At 68.1% G+C, this 18,372-nt stretch carries 16 protein-coding genes; 4 read left to right on the top strand and 12 right to left on the bottom strand.

Features of this window, described 5'->3' with window-relative positions; genetic code table 11:
- Positions 1-188: 188 nt before the first annotated feature.
- The 10 genes from ACFWPQ_RS34120 to ACFWPQ_RS34075 all read right to left on the bottom strand — a co-directional run bounded on the left by ACFWPQ_RS34120 (position 189) and on the right by ACFWPQ_RS34075 (position 12,802).
- Positions 189-1,205: a hypothetical protein gene (locus ACFWPQ_RS34120; RefSeq protein WP_384043382.1), complete on the bottom strand. Its 1,017-nt coding sequence runs from the start codon at positions 1,203-1,205 to the stop codon at positions 189-191.
- Between the two features lie 1,229 nt (positions 1,206-2,434).
- Positions 2,435-3,673: an IS256 family transposase gene (locus ACFWPQ_RS34115; protein WP_384043379.1), complete on the bottom strand. Its 1,239-nt coding sequence runs from the start codon at positions 3,671-3,673 to the stop codon at positions 2,435-2,437.
- Between the two features lie 289 nt (positions 3,674-3,962).
- Positions 3,963-6,335 (bottom strand): LuxR C-terminal-related transcriptional regulator, encoded by a 2,373-nt coding sequence (locus tag ACFWPQ_RS34110; protein WP_384043376.1) that lies wholly within the window; start codon positions 6,333-6,335, stop codon positions 3,963-3,965.
- Between the two features lie 68 nt (positions 6,336-6,403).
- Complete coding sequence (locus ACFWPQ_RS34105) at positions 6,404-7,072, bottom strand: response regulator (protein ID WP_384043373.1); 669 nt, start codon at positions 7,070-7,072, stop codon at positions 6,404-6,406.
- A complete protein-coding gene (locus ACFWPQ_RS34100) occupies positions 7,069-8,352 on the bottom strand; it encodes a sensor histidine kinase (protein WP_384043369.1) in 1,284 nt (427 codons plus the stop codon). The genes ACFWPQ_RS34105 and ACFWPQ_RS34100 overlap by 4 nt, the downstream gene beginning before the upstream one ends.
- Before the next feature lie 28 nt (positions 8,353-8,380).
- The gene (locus tag ACFWPQ_RS34095; RefSeq protein WP_384043366.1) at positions 8,381-9,229 is read right to left on the bottom strand and encodes an ABC transporter permease; all 849 of its coding nucleotides are present in this window, start codon (positions 9,227-9,229) and stop codon (positions 8,381-8,383) included.
- The gene (locus tag ACFWPQ_RS34090) at positions 9,226-10,164 is read right to left on the bottom strand and encodes an ATP-binding cassette domain-containing protein (RefSeq protein ID WP_384043363.1); all 939 of its coding nucleotides are present in this window, start codon (positions 10,162-10,164) and stop codon (positions 9,226-9,228) included. The genes ACFWPQ_RS34095 and ACFWPQ_RS34090 overlap by 4 nt, the downstream gene beginning before the upstream one ends.
- Positions 10,165-10,326: 162 nt before the next feature.
- Complete coding sequence (locus ACFWPQ_RS34085; RefSeq protein ID WP_384043359.1) at positions 10,327-10,701, bottom strand: DoxX family protein; 375 nt, start codon at positions 10,699-10,701, stop codon at positions 10,327-10,329.
- Positions 10,702-10,762: 61 nt separating this feature from the next.
- Positions 10,763-12,370 carry a CocE/NonD family hydrolase gene (locus ACFWPQ_RS34080; protein WP_384043356.1) on the bottom strand — a complete coding sequence of 536 codons (1,608 nt, stop codon included), beginning with the start codon at positions 12,368-12,370 and terminating at the stop codon, positions 10,763-10,765.
- A gap of 36 nt (positions 12,371-12,406) precedes the next feature.
- Complete coding sequence (locus ACFWPQ_RS34075; RefSeq protein WP_384043353.1) at positions 12,407-12,802, bottom strand: MarR family winged helix-turn-helix transcriptional regulator; 396 nt, start codon at positions 12,800-12,802, stop codon at positions 12,407-12,409.
- A 282-nt stretch (positions 12,803-13,084) separates the two neighbouring features.
- Here ACFWPQ_RS34075 and ACFWPQ_RS34070 point away from each other — a divergent pair, with 282 nt between their 5' ends.
- Genes ACFWPQ_RS34070 through ACFWPQ_RS34055 form a run of 4 tightly spaced genes read left to right on the top strand, consistent with a single transcriptional unit; the run spans position 13,085 to position 16,463 of the window.
- Positions 13,085-13,831: a hypothetical protein gene (locus tag ACFWPQ_RS34070; protein WP_384043350.1), complete on the top strand. Its 747-nt coding sequence runs from the start codon at positions 13,085-13,087 to the stop codon at positions 13,829-13,831.
- Positions 13,828-14,388, top strand: a complete 561-nt coding sequence (locus tag ACFWPQ_RS34065) for a hypothetical protein (protein ID WP_384043347.1) — start codon at positions 13,828-13,830, stop codon at positions 14,386-14,388. The genes ACFWPQ_RS34070 and ACFWPQ_RS34065 overlap by 4 nt, the downstream gene beginning before the upstream one ends.
- Positions 14,389-14,401: 13 nt before the next feature.
- Positions 14,402-15,514, top strand: a complete 1,113-nt coding sequence (locus ACFWPQ_RS34060; protein WP_384043344.1) for a cupin domain-containing protein — start codon at positions 14,402-14,404, stop codon at positions 15,512-15,514.
- Positions 15,515-15,536: 22 nt separating this feature from the next.
- A complete protein-coding gene (locus ACFWPQ_RS34055; RefSeq protein WP_384043341.1) occupies positions 15,537-16,463 on the top strand; it encodes a fumarylacetoacetate hydrolase family protein in 927 nt (308 codons plus the stop codon).
- 30 nt (positions 16,464-16,493) lie between these two features.
- Here ACFWPQ_RS34055 and ACFWPQ_RS34050 read toward each other — a convergent pair whose 3' ends face one another.
- Together ACFWPQ_RS34050 and ACFWPQ_RS34045 are read right to left on the bottom strand one after the other, a co-directional pair.
- On the bottom strand, positions 16,494-16,934 hold the full coding sequence (locus ACFWPQ_RS34050; RefSeq protein ID WP_384043339.1) for a MarR family winged helix-turn-helix transcriptional regulator: 441 nt from the start codon (positions 16,932-16,934) through the stop codon (positions 16,494-16,496).
- A gap of 608 nt (positions 16,935-17,542) precedes the next feature.
- Complete coding sequence (locus tag ACFWPQ_RS34045; protein ID WP_384043336.1) at positions 17,543-18,088, bottom strand: pyridoxamine 5'-phosphate oxidase family protein; 546 nt, start codon at positions 18,086-18,088, stop codon at positions 17,543-17,545.
- Positions 18,089-18,372 lie beyond the last annotated feature (284 nt).

The raw sequence follows: 18,372 nt of genomic DNA, 5'->3' as shown, positions 1-18,372 counted from the left end.
GGGGGGGGGGGGGTGGGGGGGGGGGGGGGGTGCGGGGGTATGGGGGGGGCCCCGGGGCGGGGCCAACCCCCGGTCCGGGGGGGGGGTTGGGGGGCCCCCCCCCCCCGGGGCCCCCCACACAACCCCTGGGACACCGGTGCGTGGTGACAGCGAGGCCATGCCATACACGCCGCGTGGTTGACCCGCGGTCAGTTGAACGGGATCGATGCGTTGTAGTGGGCGAGCACCTTGATCATCTTTGAGCCGTACATATACGGCTGATTGACCGCCCAAGATGGGCCAGTGGGCAGCCAGATTGCGCCCGAATTACTGCCGTAGACGGCAGCACTGGTGGTCCCAATGGCACGGTAAACGGGAGCCCCCGAGTCGCCGGGAGCGGTGTACGAGCCGTTGCAGTGGCAGGCGTCAGTTCCTCCGCGATTGTAGACGAAACCGTCATTCGAGGAGATTCTGCCACCAGGGACAGTGAAACCGTAGTTCGACTGGGTGACCTTGTGGCCGCAGTGATTGAACGTTGTCTGTCCACTCACGCAGACCATCAGGCCGTTATAGGGAGCGGGGACAGAGTCCGCCGAACGCTGACTCTGGCTGGTGCTTGTACCCCCTGTCCAGAAGTGGCGACTGTAATCCTGGTCCCCAATCAACTCGATATCCAGGTCCAGGTCCCGGAAGTCGACTGCGCCGAATCTAGTCCCAGCCGGTGTCTTCACGCCCTCGCCATTGCCATAGCAATGCCCAGCAGTGGTCATGTACTCGTGCCCACCGAACTGAATGGCAATACCCGCAGTGCACACCCCTCCTCCCCAACTCCCCTTGAGGGAGCCTGCCCCGAAGAACGGTGCGCTGTCATGGAAGCGATCAGCCTGGGGCTGGAAGCGGGCATGGCGCACCTCAATCTTGCCCGGATAGGAATCCAGCAGGGCCTTCGTGGCGGACGCCGGCGCGTCGGTGTCGAAGACCACCTTGTCCTTCTCAGCGTCGTACGAGACACCGGCGCCGTACTTCTTCGCGTCGCTGTTCCATCCGCCCGCCGTGATGACGTTCTCGATCTTCTCCGCTTCTCCCGTGGCGAACTGGCTCACCTTGACGGTGGCGCTCACCCCTGCGGGGACCTCGGCCGCGACCTTGGCCTTCTCGGCGGCGGGAGTGCCGGCGGGCAGGCTCAGCACCGGCGTGGAGTCGCTGGACAGGCCGACGCCCTTCACCGACGTCGCGACCTTGTCGAGAGCCTTCCACTGCGCCTGGCTCGGGTCCTTGGCAGACGCTCCTGGTGACGTGGCCGGTGTGCTCGCAGCCCATGAGGCGGCGGGCGCTGACAGCGCTGTCGTGACGGCGACACTCGCGACGAGCAACCAGAGGCGCTTCGATCTCGTTTTCCGTCTCATCCCATTTCTCTCTTCGATAGCGACGGATATAACCGCATCTCCCTTCTTTGCGCGAGAGGGAGAAATCCTGAGACCATTCAAGTCACGGCGATGTCTTGGTGGACCCCAAATTTTCTGCCATTCCACGCCAAGTGAGAGTCGAGAACCCCATAGGCAGTTTTCGAGTCGACTGCAATCTATGCGTTCCCTGAGAAATGGTTACCGCTGAAGGGTCGCTCCCGCAATACCCAGCCATACCCATTCCGCCGCTCGAACGTATGGGTAATCTGTGGGTAGCCAAGGGCCTACAACTGGGTATGGCGCTACCCATCGGAGTTGGATCGCGCACCTCGCGCTTCAACGGAGCGGGTTGTCCGGCTTAGCAAGATGAGGACGACGCCTGTTGTCGGAGTGCTGTTCGGCCTATTCGCCCTCAGCAGCCTCCAAGGCTTGCTCGATCTGTTCGATCGAGCCCTCCTGGTTTGGTGGATCACCTTGGCGTAGAAGCGCAACAGGACCGCGATGCTATGGCCTGCGCGGCGTGCGACTTCGGTAGGGAGAAGGCGGACTCAAGCCAGAGCGATACGCCCGCATGACGAAGGGGATACGGTAAGTCAGCCAGAGGGGAAGCCGCTTCGGATTCGGTCAGCATAGCGATCCGAGCCGCTTTCCATGCTCCCGGCATTCCTTGGGCAGCAGGCGGTCCCACTGGCCGCACAGAACATTCGGCCGGCGGTAGCCAGCGGAACAGGGCCTCCACCCGGACCGTGGCCGAATACCGTCACGAGTCGGGCGCGTACCAGCCCGGCCCGCGTTGGTCTTCCTTTCCACGGCAAGCCCAACCGTAGGATTACCTCGCCGGTTCGGAGTCCGGAAAGGCTGCGCAAGCCGGTCCTGGCCCGGCCGGTGGCGGCTGTAAGAGTTGTCCGGGGGCGCACGGAGCCGGCAGGCGGCCACCGGCTCGCTACCCGTACCCGCTCTAGAACTGGGGCACGGGATCGGAATGGTCTCCGGGGTCACGTCCGCTGGAGTGGTGTATTGACGGCCACTCGGTGATCTCTTCTTTGAGGCTAAGCGGTGAGTTCGGTCGGGAGGACGGTGTCGTCGGTTTCTGACTCGATCGGGTGGAGGCGGGCCTTGGCCAGCAGGTCGAGTCCCATGTAGCGACGGGCCTCGGTCCACTCGTCGTTCTGCTCGGCCAGCACCGCGCCGACCAGTCGGATCAGGGCGGTGCGGTCGGGGAAGATGCCGACCACGTCGGTGCGGCGGCGGATCTCCTTGTTGAGCCGTTCCTGCGGGTTGTTCGACCAGATCTGCCGCCAGCTCTCGCGCGGGAACGCGGTGAACGCCAGCACGTCCCCCTGAGCGGCGTCCAAGTGGGCTGCAGCCTTGGGGAACTTGGTCTCCAGGGCATCGAGGACGTGCCGCATCTGGGCCTGGACGGCGTCGGTGTCGGGCTGTTCGAAGACGGTCCGCAGCAGCGTGGCCACCCACGGCTGGGCCGACTTGGGCACCTGGCTCAGCAACGCGCGGGCGTAGTGAGTACGGCATCGCTGCCAGCTCGCGCCGGGCAGGGTGGCCCCGATCGCGTTGACCAGGCCCATGTGCGCATCGGAGATGACCAGTTGGACGCCGGACAGGCCGCGGGCGATCAGCGAGCGCAGGAAGGCGAGCCAGCCGGCGCCGTCCTCGGCGGTGGCGACGTCGATGCCGAGGATCTCGCGGTGGCCGTCGGCGTTGACACCGACCGCGATCAGCGCGTGGACGTTGATGATGCGGCCGCCCTCGCGAACCTTCTGCGTGAGCGCGTCGACCCAGACGAAGGCGTAGGGGCCGGCGTCCAGGGGACGGTTACGGAACGCGGCGACCTGCTCGTCGAGGTGCTTGGCCATCGCGCTCACCTGGGATTTCGACAGCTGGGTGACGCCCAGGCTCTCGGCGAGTTTCTCTACTCGGCGGGTGGAGACACCGAGCAGGTAGGCGGTGGCGACCACGCTGATGAGAGCCTGCTCTGCACGCCGACGGCGTTCCAGCAGCCAGTGCGGGAAGTAACTCCCGGACCTGAGCTTGGGGATGGCGAGTTCGACGGTGCCCGCCCGGGTGTCCCACTCGCGTGGGCGATATCCGTTGCGGTGATTGACTCTCTCCTCGCTGACCTGGCCGTACTCTGCGTTGCAGAGGGCGTCGGCCTCCGCGGACATGAGCGCGTCGGCGAACGTCTTGACCATCGCGCGCAGCAGATCGGGACTCGCCGCGGCGAGGTTGTCCTCCGCGAGGGCGTGCAGAGGCAGACTGTCGGGTGCGGTCATCGTGCTGATCTCCTTCGGGCTTCGACACCTCGAAGATCAGCCGGTGGCCGTTCATCTATGCGGGCCTCGTCCTGATGCCGGAGCAAACCCCCGGATCAGGTCGAACCCGTACACCACTTCCCTGGACGCAACCGTCTCTCCGTGCCGACGACGGATCATGCGAGCAGGATCGCCTCGCAACCCACAGCCGCGCATGCACACTTCTACCGAGGCTCCGGGATCCGGGCGCTGGGTATCCCGGTCCCAACGTTGGGTAGCCGTCTTGAGGCCGCTGGGTACCGGTCCGCGCCTACGGAGCGGATCGCCGGGCCGTGGTCCACCAGGACGCGATCCGGGCACGAGAGCCGAATCCGAGTTTGCCGAGGATGTTCTGAACATGGCGGTCGACCGTCCGCGGCGACAGGCTGAGCGTCGAGGCGATCTGCCTGTTACTCATCCCCTCAGCCACCAAAGCCGCCACCTCGCGCTCGCGGCAGCTGAGCGGGCACGGGTCTTCCTCCGCCTTGGCGCCTTCCCAGTGAGAGCCCAGGGCGTACGGCACGGCCAGAGCAGGGGTGTCGTGACGCTCGCCCTCCGTGAACAGCTGGGCGTATCTCGTCCGGCCCAGTACCCGGAGGGCCGTTTGCTCGCAGTGCTCGTGATATTCAGCCATCCGCGGGCCGAACGCAGCGACGGAAGTACCCACGCCGCGCCACAGGGCACGAGCCGCGCCCAGCAACCCGGCCGCCCGTGTGTGCCGGCCGTCGGCGGCGGTGGCCCAGGCGAGCAGTTCGAGCATTCGAGCGACCATCGCATGGTCGTTGAAGCCCAGCATGTTCTCCAGTGCGGACCTGGTCAGTTCCTCGGCCGCCCCGCGGTCGCCACGTCCCCAGGCCTCGTGGCCCAGCGCCATCAGCACCTGCGCACGGCCCCAGTGCTCCCCGCGCGCCTCGGACACGGCGACCACGTCCCGGCCCGTGGCCGAGGCCCGGGTGTCGGCGGCGTAGGCCAGGATGCACGCCAGCGCGAACAGCCAGGCGACCGCTCCGACCTCGTCACCCAGCAGTGCCAGGGTGGCACGGGCCTCCTCGTACCGCACCACGCTCTCCTGCGGTCGCCCTCGATAGTCGGCCGACACGCCACGAAAGCCCCGCACATAGGCCAGCACTCTGCCGTCGCCCAGTTCCTCGCCCAGTGCTTCGGCCTCGTCCAGCCAGCGATCCGCCGCCGCGAGGTCACCCTGCGTCTGCGCCACCCAGGCGGCAACCCACAACGCCCGGCAGCGCGCGGGGGCGACGTGCTGGGGGGTGGTGGTCCGGCGGGGCGGGATGGCGACCGGGTCCTGTTGGCTGACGTCCTGGCCGTACCAAGTGGTCGCCCAGGCGGACGGGGTGACGACTCCGTCGTCGGACTGCTCCGACAGAACCCTGTCGAACTGACGGCGCCCCTCGCCGAGGAATCCGCCAGCACACCAGTGCCAGCGCAGCGCCGCGGCCAGCGACAGTCTGGCCGGAAGGTCGGTGTCGCTCTCCAGGGCCGCCAGCAGGTTGGTGTGCTCGACGCGCAGCCGGGCCAGGGCCCCCACCTGCCCGGGGCCGAACCAGCCCTCGTCGACGCGCTCGGCGAGGGTGAGGAAGAAGTCCCGGTGCCGGAGCACCAGTTCTTCCTCCTCCCCGGAGGTGGCAAGGCGCTCGCGTCCGTACTGTCGGATGATCTCCAGCAGCCGGTAGCGCGGTAGGCCTTCCGCTTCCAGGGTCACCACGACGGACTGCGTGACCAGTCGGTCCAGCAGGTCCGGCACCTCGTGCTGCGCGAGTCCGTTCCCCGAACAGACGGTCTCGGCCGCTTCCAGACTGAAGCCGCCGGCGAAGACCGACAGCCGGTTCCACAGCAACTGCTCGTCCGCCGAGCACAGCTCGTAGCTCCAGTCGATCATCCCGCGCAGCGTGCGCTGGTGGGGCAGGGCGGTTCGACTGCCACCGGTGAGCAGTGTGAAGCGGTCCGCCAGCCGGTCTGCCATCTGCCGGATGGTGAATGTGCGCAGACGTGACGCGGCCATCTCGATCGCCAGCGGCAGACCATCCAGTTCGGCGCAGACCCGGGACACCTCGGCGCCGTTGGCATCGTTGATCTCGAATCCCGGTCGTACGGCTGCGGCCCGATCCCGCAAGAGGCTCGTGGCGTCCCACGGGCACAGCGGCGGGACAACGAAGACATACTCACCGGTGAGGTCCAGCATGTGGCGGCTCGTGGCGAGGATGCGTAGGTCAGGGGCTGCAGAGAGGAGCGCTTCCACCAGCTCGGCGCACGGGCTCGCCAAGTGCTCGCAGTTGTCCAGCATGATCAGCGCTCGCCGATGCGCCAGATACTCCGCGAGATACTGTGCGACGGGCCGGTTCGGCTGGTCCGGCACCCCGAGCGTGCTCGCGGCGACACCGGCCACCGCCGCCGGCTCCCGCACCGGGGCCAGGTCGACCAGCCACGCTCCGTCCGGAAAGGCACCGGCCGCGGCGGTTGCCGTCTCCAGCGCGAGGCGTGTCTTGCCGACGCCCCCCGGACCCGTGAGCGTCAGCAGCCGCGTGGACCGCAGCAGGCCGCCGATCATGACGGTCTCGGCCTGCCTGCCGACGAAACTGGTGAACAGCGCGGGGAGATTTCCGGGGCTCTGAGATTCTTGGACCATGTGCTCGGCATCCTGTTTGTCGGAGAACTACGAGACCGGGGGCATTCAGCGCCCCGGATACGAACACCTCAGTCGGTATGGGGCCGAGCAAGTCCGAGGTCGTAGGCGAAAATCACTGCCTGAACCCGGTCACGAGCTCCGATCTTGGCGAGCACACGGCCGATGTGGGTCTTCACCGTGGACTCCGCCACCACAAGACGTGCAGCGATCTCCCTGTTGGTCCAGCCCCTGCCGATCGCGACCAGGATTTCGCGCTCGCGGTCGGTGAGAGATCTGAATTTCGGGTCGAGGGCGGGATCCTTGGGCACACCATGAAGATGCTGGGCGAACTCGTCCAGGAGGCGGCGGGTGAGGGCGGGGGCGATCACCGCGTCGCCGGCAGCGACGGCACGGATACCGGCCAGAAGTTCTTCGGGGCGGGCGTCCTTGAGGAGGAACCCGCTGGCACCGGCGCGGAGCGCGGAGTGAGCGTATTCGTCCCGGTCGAAGGTGGTGAGGACGAGGACCCGGGAGCGACCACCGGAGGCGACTATGCGGCGGGTGGCCTCGATGCCGTCCATGCCCGGCATGCGTACGTCCATGAGAACGACATCGGGCCGCAGTTCGGCGGTCTTGCGGACGGCCTCGGCACCATGTGACGCCTCACCGACCACTTCGGTCTCGGGTACGGATTCGAGCAGCACGCGGAAGCCGAACCGATGCAGCGCATGGTCGTCGACGATGAGCACAGTGGTCATACGGCACCCCCACGGGGGTTGAGGTCGAGAACGGCATCGACCGTCCACCCTCCGCCGGGTGCGGGGCCGGCGCTCAGGCTCCCGCCGTAGAGAGCGACTCGCTCACGCATGCCGACCAGCCCATGTCCTTCCTTGTTCGCGAGCCGATCCGTGCGGCTGACCGCGCCTGTGTCCTGAACCCGTATGTTCATCCGCGTGCCATCCACCTGGAGTCCGAGTTGAACGCGGGTTCCGGCACCGGCGTGTTTGAGCGTGTTGGTGAGTGCCTCCTGCACGATGCGATGGACCATCAGCTGCACGCCACCGTCCAGAGCATCGAGGTTCCCTGCGGTCCGGTACACGACGTCCAGCCCGGCGGCGCGGACACCGGCGCAGAGCACGTCGATGTCGGCGATGCCGGGCTGCGGGCTGAGTTCGGGTTCGTCCAGATGCCCCTCGTGGGTTTCGCGCAGCAGGCCGAGGACCCGCCGTAGCTCGTCCAGTGCTTGACGTCCGGTGTCGCCGATGAGCACGAGGGCTTGCTTGCTGCGGTGGGGGGTGACGTCGGTGGCGTAGGCTCCGGCGTCGGCGAGCGTGATCATGACGGACAGGTTGTGGCCCACGACGTCGTGCATCTCGCGGGCCACTCGGGCACGCTCAGTGGCGACGGCCAGCCGGCCGCGCTGATCGCGCTCGATCTCCAGTCGCGCCGCCCGCTCCCGCAACCCGGCGAGCTGGGCCCGCCGGACCCGGACCGCGAGGCCGAGCGCGAGAGCGGCGGTCGGCGCGCTGAGAAGGAAGAACAGCGCGACCCACGCCGAGACGACCGTCGACACCTGCACGGTGACCAGCGTCATGGCCGCCAGCACGGTCCCGCAGGCCCAGGGCAGTCGCCGTATCCGCCCGCGCAGGGCCAGGTTGTACAGGGCGATGAACAGGGCCACGTCCGCGCGCAGCACGGCGCCGAGGGCCCATTGGACGGCGAAGGTCGCCCACACGATGATGTAGGCGGGCCACGGCATCCGGCGCCGCAGCAGCAAGGGCAGTACGAGCCCGCCCTGGAGCATGAGCATCACCGGCACCGGAAGATCGGTGAACGCGGCCCGGATCGCACGGGGGGCATCGGCGTCGATGGCACTCCCGTTCACCAGGTCCGGGATGCAGAACACCGCGAAGACCAGGGCGACCACCACGACATCCACCACCCACGGGTGTGCCCGCTCGGACTCACCGAGCCGTTGGCCGAAGCGGCCGAGCCGGGCGACGAACGGGCCCATGTCGTGGATGTCATCGGTGGTCATGTGCTTCCGCCGTCCGTCGAGCGGGTCTTCAGACGTCGGTGCGTACAAGGCGGTACGCCGCTCCGGCCAGGGCGAGCAGTGTCCATCCGAGGAAGACCAGCAGCCCGGCGGTCGGTGACAACGTGGTGGAGTCGTGGGTCAGGGCGAAAATCGACTCGCCGGCGTTGCCGGGCAGATAGGGGCTGATGTCGTCCTGCCAGGAACTCGGCAGCAGCGACACCAGTCCAGGGATCAGCATGAGGGCGGCGACAAGCACGGAGATGCCGCCTGCCACCGATCGCAGCAGTGCCCCCAGGGCCGCTCCCATCACGCCGACGAGCCCCAGATAGAGTCCGGCGCCCAGGAGGCTGCGCACGACGCCGGGGTCCGAGATGCCCAGAGCCGCGTCCGTGCCGTTGACGATGCCACTGACGAGCAGGAACGAGGCGAGCGCGCCGACCGTCCCCACCACGAGCGCGACCAGACCGAACACGAGCGACTTGGACCACAGGACGGGCAGCCGGCGGGGCACGGCGGCCAGTGTCGCGCGGATCATGCCCGTCGAGTACTCGCCGGCGGTGACCAGCACGCCGAGAACACCCAGCGCCAGTTGCGCGAAGGTCGTGCCGAACAGGGCCAGGCTGACGGCCGTCGCATCGGCGAAGTCACCGTCCATGGGCTTTCCGGAGTTGAACTGCGACCTGTACTGCGTCGAGGCGATCACCCCGACCACGACCAGGAACACGAGGGCCAGGCCCAGCGTGATCCACGTCGAGCGCAAGGACCACAGCTTGGCCCACTCCGAGCGGATCACGCGAAGGCCGGTCACCCGATACGCGGGGCGGGAGGTGAGGGTCGTGCGGGGTGTCTCGGTGTTCACGGTGGCAGTGGTGCTCATGCCGCGCTCCCGGGGGTCTCGATGCCGGCGGTGGTGGCGTGGTACTCGACGGCACCCCTGGTGAGGTCCATGAACGCCTCCTCCAGCGACACGGTCTTCTGGCTCAGTTCGGACAGCGCGATCCCCTGTGCCGCCGCCTTGAGCCCTATCTCACGTGCGCTCGCTCCGCGTACCTGAAGCTCTTCGGAGCCCGGCCGGCCGGTGATCTCGACATCGGGTCCCATCAGTGCCTCGCGCAGCCTGGCCGGCTCCTGCGTCACCACGCGCACGGTGTCGCCACCCGCCTCGCGCACCAGGTCCTGCACGGTCGTGTCCGCCAGCAGGCGGCCGCGGCCGACGATGATCAGGTGCTCCGCCACCAGCGCCATCTCACTCATCAGATGGGAGGACACGAACACCGTGCGCCCCTCCGCCGCCAGACCGCTCAGCAGATTGCGGATCCACAGCACGCCCTCGGGGTCGAGGCCGTTGACGGGTTCGTCCAGCATGACCGTCGCCGGATCACCCAGCAGGGCCGCCGCGATGCCGAGCCGCTGTCCCATTCCGAGCGAGAAGGCCCCGGCTCGCTTCTTCGCCACGCTACCCAGGCCCGCGAGGTCGATGACCTCGTCCACCCGGCGGCGCGGGATGCCGTGGGTCAACGCGAGTGCGTTGAGGTGCTGGTACGCGGAACGGCCCGGGTGGACCGACCTCGCTTCCAGCAGCGCGCCCACTTCCTGGAGGGGCGCGGAGTGGCGGGCGTAAGCGCGTCCGGCGACGGTCACGGAGCCGCTCGTCGGGGCGTCCAGCCCCACGATCATGCGCATCGTCGTCGACTTCCCCGCGCCGTTGGGTCCGAGAAAGCCGGTCACGGCACCCGGTCGTACGACGAAGTCCAGCCGGTCGACGGCAGTCTTCTCCCCGTACCTCTTCGTCAGTTGCTGTGCTTCGATCATGGTGTCGTTTCCTCGGTCTCCGGCACCGGTAAGTCCTGGCGCTCGTCTGGAAAGCTAGGGTCCGGACGGTGCCGGTCCCGTCCTACCGCGGTCGGAACCGCAGCGCGGGTGTGGTACCGCGGTGCTACCCGCGTCTCATCGGCCAGTGGCAGTGGGCGCGCGTCAGAAGGAGTACGGGCCGAACCGGCCCCAGACCACGACGGCCGCCAGCAGGAACAGCGCGATGTTCGGTGGCACCATCGTCGGCTCCCTGCGCCGGAGATGGACGACCGCGGCCCCGATCATCATGAGTGCCAGGCCTAGCGCCGCGAGCGGGACGAGCACCGGCGCGATGTCCAGCGCCGCCGGCAGAATCAGTCCGGCCGCGGCGGCGACCTGGAGAACGCCCAGCGTCTTCACGGCGCCTGGCGAGAAGTCCTCCGCCCATCCCATGCCCGAGGCGGCGAGTCTCACTTTCGGCTGGCGGATCTTCATCAGGCCCGCGCCGAGAAAGGCGGCCGCGAGAAGGCCCGTGACGGCCCACAGGGTGATGTTCATGAGGGTGGCTCCGATCTTCGTGGAATGACAGGTGATGTGCGGCCTCGGTCGGGCACGTGGCTCAGCGCGTGGGCAGGATGATGGCGGAAGGGTGTTGCGGGTCGTGGTAGACGAGTTGCCGGGCCGGGCGGAGGGTGGTGGCGGTGGCTCTGGGTTCACCGGTTCCGGGGTTGCGGTTGTAGCGCGGGAAGGCGCCGCTGGACACCTGGACACGGATGCGGTGACCGCGCTTGAACAGGTGGGCCGTCGGCCAGAGCCGCACGTCCGCCGGTGAGGTCTTGTCGGCGTTGGCGAGGCTGACCAGGCCGTCGCAGACGTTGGTGGAACGTCCCTTCCCGTCGACGTCGCACAGGCGGACGAAGACATCGGCGTACGGCAGGCTGGAACGGAAGAAGATCTCGGCACTCACCTCACCGACCACCTCGACGTCCTTGTCCAGTACGGGCGTTGTGTAGGTGAGGACATCGCGCCGGGCCTCCAGAGCCGTGTTGTCGACGCGGCCCGCCTTCATCGCTGAGGTCAGCCGGACGCCGCCGACGGCCGGGGTCGGGGCGGCAGGGTCGTAGTGGTAACCGTCGGGGGATGAGTCGGCGGGCGGAGCGGGCGAGAGGACGCCGTCCGCCTGGAGGTGGTATCGCCGGGGCTCGTAGCCGGGCGGCGGCCACAACGGGAAGTCACGCCATTTCTCCTCGCCCATGACGAACAGACGTACCGGGGCGCGCTCGGCCGGCTCCTCGCCTCGGGCCAGTGCCAGGCCGAAGCCGAGGGTCTCGGCGGCGGTCATTCGCCCCACGCCCGCGGACGAGTGGTCCCAGGGGCCGACAGTGAGCCGGGCCATGCCGCCTGCCTCCTGCAGCATGCGGAAGTCACGGAGCTGGCCGGGCAGGAAAATGTCGTACCAGCCGGCCACGGAACTCACCGGTACCAGGGCGTCGACGACGCGGTGACGGTGATCGCCGCCCTTCCAGAAGGGCGCGTCCGACTCGTGGACGAGCATGCTCTGGATGTACTCGTGGGGATGCCCCAACGCAGCGGTGTCGGCCTGGTTCAACGGCAAGGTGCGCAGGGCCCGGCGGGACTTGCGTCCGCCGAGCAGCGAGCGCAACGTGGCGAACCGGCGTTCCTGACCGTCCACGAACACACCCCAGGCAAACGAGGTCTCCAGGGAGAAGCTGTCGCCGCGCAGGAGGCCCACCAGGAGGTCCGCCGAGGTGATTCCGGGGATCATGGCCTTCACCTGGGGCGGCACGGCGTCGGCGACCGCCCACTGGACAAAACCGCGGTAACTGGAGCCATACAGGACCATCGACTCACCGAACCAGGGCTGCCTGATCACCCACTCGATGGTGTCGAGACCGTCCTCACGTTCACGCCGCTGCGGATCCCACGGACCGTCGGAGCCGAAAGTCCCACGGGTGCTCTGGATGAGCACCTGGAAGCCACGCTCGGCGAACGGCCTCGGGTGGTCGAGAACGCCGGACCTGCCGTACGGGACGCGAATGACCAATGTCGGCAGGCCGTCGCCGCCGCTCTTCGGGGCCCAGCGATCGGCAAGCAGGACGGCTCCGTCACGCATGGGCACGCGCACATCGCGTTCGACGGTCAGATCCCTGGTCCGGGGTGGAGACAGACGCAGGCTGCGCTGGAACATGTGGCTCTTCAGGCTCATGTAGCTTCTCCCACAGGTTCCAGGCCCGGGGCGGGGCTACTGCCCGCCGCCGGCCTCCAGGTTCCGGATCACTCGCACGGTCAGGTCGAGGTAGGTCGCGACCTCCTCCTCGGTGAGGCCCACGGTGGCGGCACCGTTCACCGCGCGGGCCGCGGAGAACAGTTCCCGCTCGATCTCCCGGGCACGTCCGGTCAGACAGACCTGGGTACGCCGCCGGTCGGACGGGTCGGGAACCCGCCGGACGAGGCCGTCTCGCTCCATGCGCTGCAGCGTGTTCGCCATGGTCGGCTGTTCGATGCGGACCAGGTCGCACAGCTCACGCTGCGACAGGCCGTCCTGTTCTAAGAGGGCCAGCAACTGGGCGAACTGGCCGGGCACCACCCCGTAGGGCGCGATACGCACGGCGAGAGCCTGGGAGAACAGGCGAGCCATGTGGGCCACCTGGTAACCGAGTGAACTCTCCCGAGACAGCGCGTCCGCCATATCCGTTTCCTCCCGTACCTCCCACTTGCAGACTTGCATAGCATACTATTCAAATCAAGCAGGTATCCGCGCCGACCTTCGGCAAGCACGCCCCAGGGGCGAGCACCCGAAGCAGGGTGCAGACGGTCGGCCACTTGTCCAGCCCTCCGAACGCTTGCCATTGCCGCGATTTAGGTTCCACAATTGCGATCAGTGTTCCGCATGGTGAGACTATAAAGCTCAGGAGGAACTGTGACCGAGAACGTCGTCGAGCAGACCGGCCTCCGCGAGACGCGACAGATCCCGGCACCGGATCCGGATCGCGAACCCCTCAAGGCCAACGTCTTCGAAGCCATGGCCAAGGCGGCCTCACAGCTGACGCCTCTGTTCCCCTACGACCACGCCGGATCGATCGTCCCCTGCGGGGCCGTGCTGATCGGCGGCCCGGACAACACGTATGGACACTTCTTCCACTGGAACGCGGTGAACGAGGTGGCCATCACCTATGGCTCGAACCAGGCGATGCTCGCCACGGGCCAGATCATGGCCACCCAGCATCTGCACGGCGTGAACTCGTTCCTGCGCGACGAGAAGAACCCCGAGGCCTACGCCGTCATGGTCATCACCCAGCACCAGTCGGAAGAGGGCGACCAGACCGAGGCGCTCATAGCCCGCTGCACGAACTGCAAGGAAGAACTCGTCCGCTACGACTACGACGCGACGCCCTTCCCCCTCCCCGGCTACGACACAGCCCGCCACGGCGAAGCCGACGCCCCGATACGCCAGTTCCCCACCACGCTCGGCTCCATCGAGTTCGTCCACCGACGCAACTCGGAGGAGGGCCGCACCTGTTCATCGTGCGGCCACGTCAACGATCCCTTCCCGGCGGACATCTGGGGCTGGGCACGGACGGTGACCCAGACCCACGCGGTGACCAGGGCCCACCGGGCGCTGCGAGAAGCCGCCCCCACCCAGCACGAGCAGGAGAACCCGTCATGAACCGCCGTCGCATGCTGCACTCCCTCAAGGCCTCGGCCGAACTCGGGAACTTCGAGGACGCGGCCGTCCTGCCCGCCGACACGGACCCGCAGCTCTACATGTCGCGCAACTGGCTGCCGCAGCCCTTCCACCTGATCTGCGAGAAGGACACGGTGCTCAGCCAGTTGTCCGGCGCGGCGCAGGTGCATCTGCGAGACAGTTCGGTGAACCGGTTCCGCATGGACGTGGGAGACCACGTCTACGTTCCGGCCGGCACTCCGCACCAGATCGTTCCGCTCCAGGAGGGGGTCACGATCCGTTACATGCCCCTCAGGGCCGGGCTGCAGGGTGCCGCGTGGTTCTGCGCGGGGTGCGGAAGCGAGCTGCACCGCTACGAGTGGGAACACGACAACGACACGCCTGCCGTGCGGATGTACGCGGCGGCATGCGCCCGCTTCACCGCGGACCCGGCCGCCCGTACCTGCGGCAAGTGCGGAGAGGTCCACCTCCGGATCGATCTGGAGTCCTACGGTTGGCAGGCTCCCGCGCCCTCGGCCGCCGCCCCTGCCGGCCGGTGAGAACGGACGACACATGGCGACCCGGCAATTCGACGCGCCTGATGATCCGGCCCTGAACGGCCTGTACAGGGATCTCGCGGAGAGCGACCTCCAGCCCCTGTGGGAGCTGAGCGGGCTGCTCACCCCTACCCCGAGGGCCAGGGCGGTGCCGTACCGCTGGCGCGGCAAGGAACTGCGCGAACTGGGCGGACGAGCGGGCGACCTGGTGCCTGTGGACCGGGGCGGCGACCGCCGGGTGCTGTCACTGAGCAATCCCGGACTCGACGGTGCCCCGTACGCGACCGCCACGCTCTGGGGGGCCGTGCAGTACCTCGGCCCCCGGGAGACGGCACCCGCCCACCGGCACACTCCCGCCGCGCTGCGCTTCGTCCTGGAGGGCGAGGGCGTGTGGACGCTGGTGGACGGCGATCATCTGCACATGGCCGCCGGGGATCTGATCCTCACCCCCAGCTGGACCTGGCACGAGCACCACAACCCCGGCGACACCTCGATGACCTGGTTCGACGCTCTCGACCTGCCCTTGGTCGAGGCCCTGGAGGCGGTGTTCTTCGAACCAGGGCCTCCGCCCGAACCCGGCCCCCCGTCCGCAGCGTCGTCCGGCACACCGGCACGGTCCGCCTCCGAGCGGTGTTTCGGAGCGGGCGCGGGTCTGCTCCCCGGCGAGCGGACCGCCGCGTCCTCCGCGCACTCCCCACTGCTGCGTTACCGCTGGGACGAGACCGACCGGGCGCTCAGGAATCTGTTCACCGTTCCGGGCGCCGAGGGCTTCGCAACGCGCCATGCGCACGTCCGTTTCGTCGATCCGACGAACGGCCGTGACGTCATGCCGACCATGCGCTGCGAGATGCACCGCTACCTGCCCGGTCACACGGCTCCCGCCGTACGGCGCACGGGATCCACGCTCGCCGCCGTCTTCTACGGCGCCGGTCGCGTTGTCCTCGGCGGAACCCCTTACGACATCGCCCCCGGTGATCTGATCGCCGTCCCCTCCTGGACGTCGGTTACCGTCCTCGCGGAAGAGCCGCTCGACCTGTTCACGGTCAGCGACGCCCCCGTTCTGGAGGCCCTCGGCCTGTACCGCGAGGAGGCGGCGACCGACCCCGCCGAGATCACTCCGGCCCCCTGAAGCTCACATCTGGAGAACCCACATGCGTATCGCCCGCTTCGACGACGACCGTGTCGGTCTCGTACGGGACGGACGTGTCCTGGACGTCACCGACCACCTCGGCACGCTCGTCGCCCCGGGGCGGGGCAGTCTCGTCCGGCGCCTGGCTCGGGACTTCACCGAGATCCGTCCGATGCTGGAGCGACTCGGCGCCAAGGCCGGTGCGTCGACGGGACTACCCGTGGACGAGGTGAGGCTGCGCTGCCCCGTACCCGATCCCACGAAGATCGTGGCCGCGCCGGTCAACTACCGCGATCATCAGGCCGAGATGAACGAGGCGTTCCATGTCAGCGCGCTCGGCTTCTTCCTCAAGTCCCCTTCTTCACTCCTCGATCCCGACGGCACTGTGCGCCTGCCGTACCTTGACCGTCGTTTCGACCACGAGGCCGAGTTCGCCCTCGTCGTCGGGCGCCGTGCCAGTCACGTGACCCCCGAGGAGGCCCTGGACCATGTCTTCGGCTACACGGGACTGATGGACATCACCATGCGCGGCGGCGAGGACCGGTCCACGCGGAAGTCCTTCGACACCTTCACGCCCATGGGTCCCTGGCTCGTCACGCCGGACGAGCTCGGCTCGCCCGAGGACGTCGGCCTGGAACTGTCCGTGAACGGCGCGCTGCGGCAGAAGGCCAACACCCGGGATCTCATCTGGTCGGCCGCGCGCTTCCTCGCCTACGCCTCGACGGTCACCGTGCTCGAACCCGGCGACGTGATCACCACCGGCACTCCGGCCGGCGTCGCCCCGATCCGGGACGGGGACACCGTCGAACTGGTCGTGGACCGCATAGGTCGGCTCACCGTCGATGTCACGGCCGAGGGAGCGGTGCCGTGCCCGACCGGCGGGGAGGGGCGGGGTCCGGTGCCTCCTGCTGCGCCGAGCTCCGGCGATGCATCGCACGAGACCCCGTAGGGTGCGGGGCACCTTGCATTCTGTTCGGCTCTAGGAGAGGGCGTCGGGGTTCAGCTCCTCGACCAGGCGGTGCAGCAGACGGTGCATGGTGCTGCTGTCGTCCGCGGAGAGCGGTGCGGTCGTCTCCGATTCGATGCGCCGCGAGATGGCTCCCGCGCGGGCGGCCGTGGCCCGGCCCTCGTCGGTGGCGAACAGGCACATGCTCCGGCGGCTCGTGGGGTGCGGCTCGCGGCGCAGCAGCCCCCGCTCGATGAGCTGATTCACCGCGGCGCCGATCGACTGCGCCGTGATGTCGGAGCGGCGCGCGATGTCCGCGGCGGACAGTCCCGGGGTACGCACGGCGTGCAGCAGGACGTTGTGCTGGGCCAGGGTGAGGTCCTCCTCACGCAGACCTCGCTCAAGCCGCCCGGCGATAATTTGCGCAAACTGCCAGGCGAGGTAGGTCGTGGTGGGAAACGCATCATCCTTCACGACACCAGTCTAGAGAAGGCACCTTACTGTTTGCAGGGGCCCACCACTCGGCTTGATCAAGGCGTCCGAAGGCCGGACCGTACCGCGGACGACGAGGCCCGGGACCACCGTTGAGTGATCCCGGGCCAAGTGCGGGCGCCCCACGCATCCTAGGAAGGGCGCCACTGCCGGACCGTCAGCCCCATGCAATCGGACCGGCAGGCCTCTTCACCGCGAGCAGGGCGTCAGCCTGCCGCTCGGCGGCATGGAAGGGGGAAGTCGCGCAAGTAGAGCGTCAGGGCAGCGGCCATCCGCCAGGACGACGCCGAACCCGGCGCAGAAGACCGACATCCCGCGAGTGTCACCGGCCGACGCCGGGGGCGACGTCGTACTGACCGAGCGGGTCGCCGCTCGCCTGCACGATCGCAAGGGGAGCAGGACACCCTTCACTCCCGTGGTACCCGGTTCGGCGGGTGCGGCGTCCACCGCACGGGGATGGTGTGCGTGACGCGGTTCGACAGCGGTCGGTGTGGACATGAGAAGCAGGCCCTCGCTCGATAGATGTAAGGCGCCTTCCAATTCTAGCTGAGAATATAAGGCGCCTTACCATCGAGTCGGACCCGGCCCGATCAGCGACCCTGTCGCCTCCCTATGGCCGAGTCATACGACCGCATGCCGGCAATCCCCGTGCCGTCCTCGCTGAAGTCCAGCATCATCCGCCACAGCAGGCGCACCCGACTGTCCGCCCATAGCGCCTCGACCGGATCCACGCGCAGCAGCACCTGCTGGCCACCGGCTTCCGGCGGCTTGACGTTGGCCAGCATCGAGTCCAGTCCGGGTTCATGCAACTGCGAGCGGAGCACCTCCACCGCATGCGCGATCTCCTCCGCCTCGCGCACCACGCACCCGCGCCCGTTCACCTGGATCGAACGGCTCTGCGCCCGCTCCTCGAAGCCTCCCGGCGGGGTGAAGTGAACCGAGTAGCTCACCCGCGGATCCTCAAGGACCGCCGCGTACTTGCGCGTGTAGACGAAGGTGTGCATGTAGACCTTCAGCCCGTCGGATCCGAAGTGCATGAACGACGTGGCCGGATAGCCGCCACCGTCGAGGGTCGCGAACGCTGCGACGGACTCGTCCCGCAGCAGTTCCTTCACGGCTTTCTCGACCTCGTCCACGGTGGGTTCTGAGGCAGGCACGGCATCTCCCTTGGGTACTGATCGCAAAGCCCGGCCAGGCGCTCCGAGTGTCGCGCCATACGAAACACTGGCCGCAAGTGTGATACCTGATTCGAGCGTTGGCAACCATCCCGCACGGCAGATCTCAAGCCGCGCCGATCGGTTCACCCAGTCCCGCAGAGCACGTCCGCCCGGGATTTTCCACCCTTTCCACACCTTCCAAAATGAGCCACACTCCGGAACACTGTTCCGCATGATGCGTCAATGCTGATGTTCTGAAGGAG

The organism is Streptomyces sp. NPDC058464, from assembly GCF_042721035.1.
GTDB lineage: Bacteria > Actinomycetota > Actinomycetes > Streptomycetales > Streptomycetaceae > Streptomyces.
Note: the sequence above shows the minus strand (reverse complement) of the source record. Positions and strands in the feature narration are given on the sequence as shown.

Coding starts and splice junctions, on each gene's coding strand:
- ACFWPQ_RS34115 (WP_384043379.1), bottom strand. CDS start 3,673: ATGACCGCACCCGACAGTCTGCCTCTGCACGCCCTCGCGGAGGACAAC.
- ACFWPQ_RS34110 (WP_384043376.1), bottom strand. CDS start 6,335: ATGGTCCAAGAATCTCAGAGCCCCGGAAATCTCCCCGCGCTGTTCACC.
- ACFWPQ_RS34095 (WP_384043366.1), bottom strand. CDS start 9,229: ATGAGCACCACTGCCACCGTGAACACCGAGACACCCCGCACGACCCTC.
- ACFWPQ_RS34055 (WP_384043341.1), top strand. CDS start 15,537: ATGCGTATCGCCCGCTTCGACGACGACCGTGTCGGTCTCGTACGGGAC.
- ACFWPQ_RS34100 (WP_384043369.1), bottom strand. CDS start 8,352: ATGACCACCGATGACATCCACGACATGGGCCCGTTCGTCGCCCGGCTC.
- ACFWPQ_RS34090 (WP_384043363.1), bottom strand. CDS start 10,164: ATGATCGAAGCACAGCAACTGACGAAGAGGTACGGGGAGAAGACTGCC.
- ACFWPQ_RS34085 (WP_384043359.1), bottom strand. CDS start 10,701: ATGAACATCACCCTGTGGGCCGTCACGGGCCTTCTCGCGGCCGCCTTT.
- ACFWPQ_RS34065 (WP_384043347.1), top strand. CDS start 13,828: ATGAACCGCCGTCGCATGCTGCACTCCCTCAAGGCCTCGGCCGAACTC.
- ACFWPQ_RS34060 (WP_384043344.1), top strand. CDS start 14,402: ATGGCGACCCGGCAATTCGACGCGCCTGATGATCCGGCCCTGAACGGC.
- ACFWPQ_RS34080 (WP_384043356.1), bottom strand. CDS start 12,370: ATGAGCCTGAAGAGCCACATGTTCCAGCGCAGCCTGCGTCTGTCTCCA.
- ACFWPQ_RS34075 (WP_384043353.1), bottom strand. CDS start 12,802: ATGGCTCGCCTGTTCTCCCAGGCTCTCGCCGTGCGTATCGCGCCCTAC.
- ACFWPQ_RS34105 (WP_384043373.1), bottom strand. CDS start 7,072: ATGACCACTGTGCTCATCGTCGACGACCATGCGCTGCATCGGTTCGGC.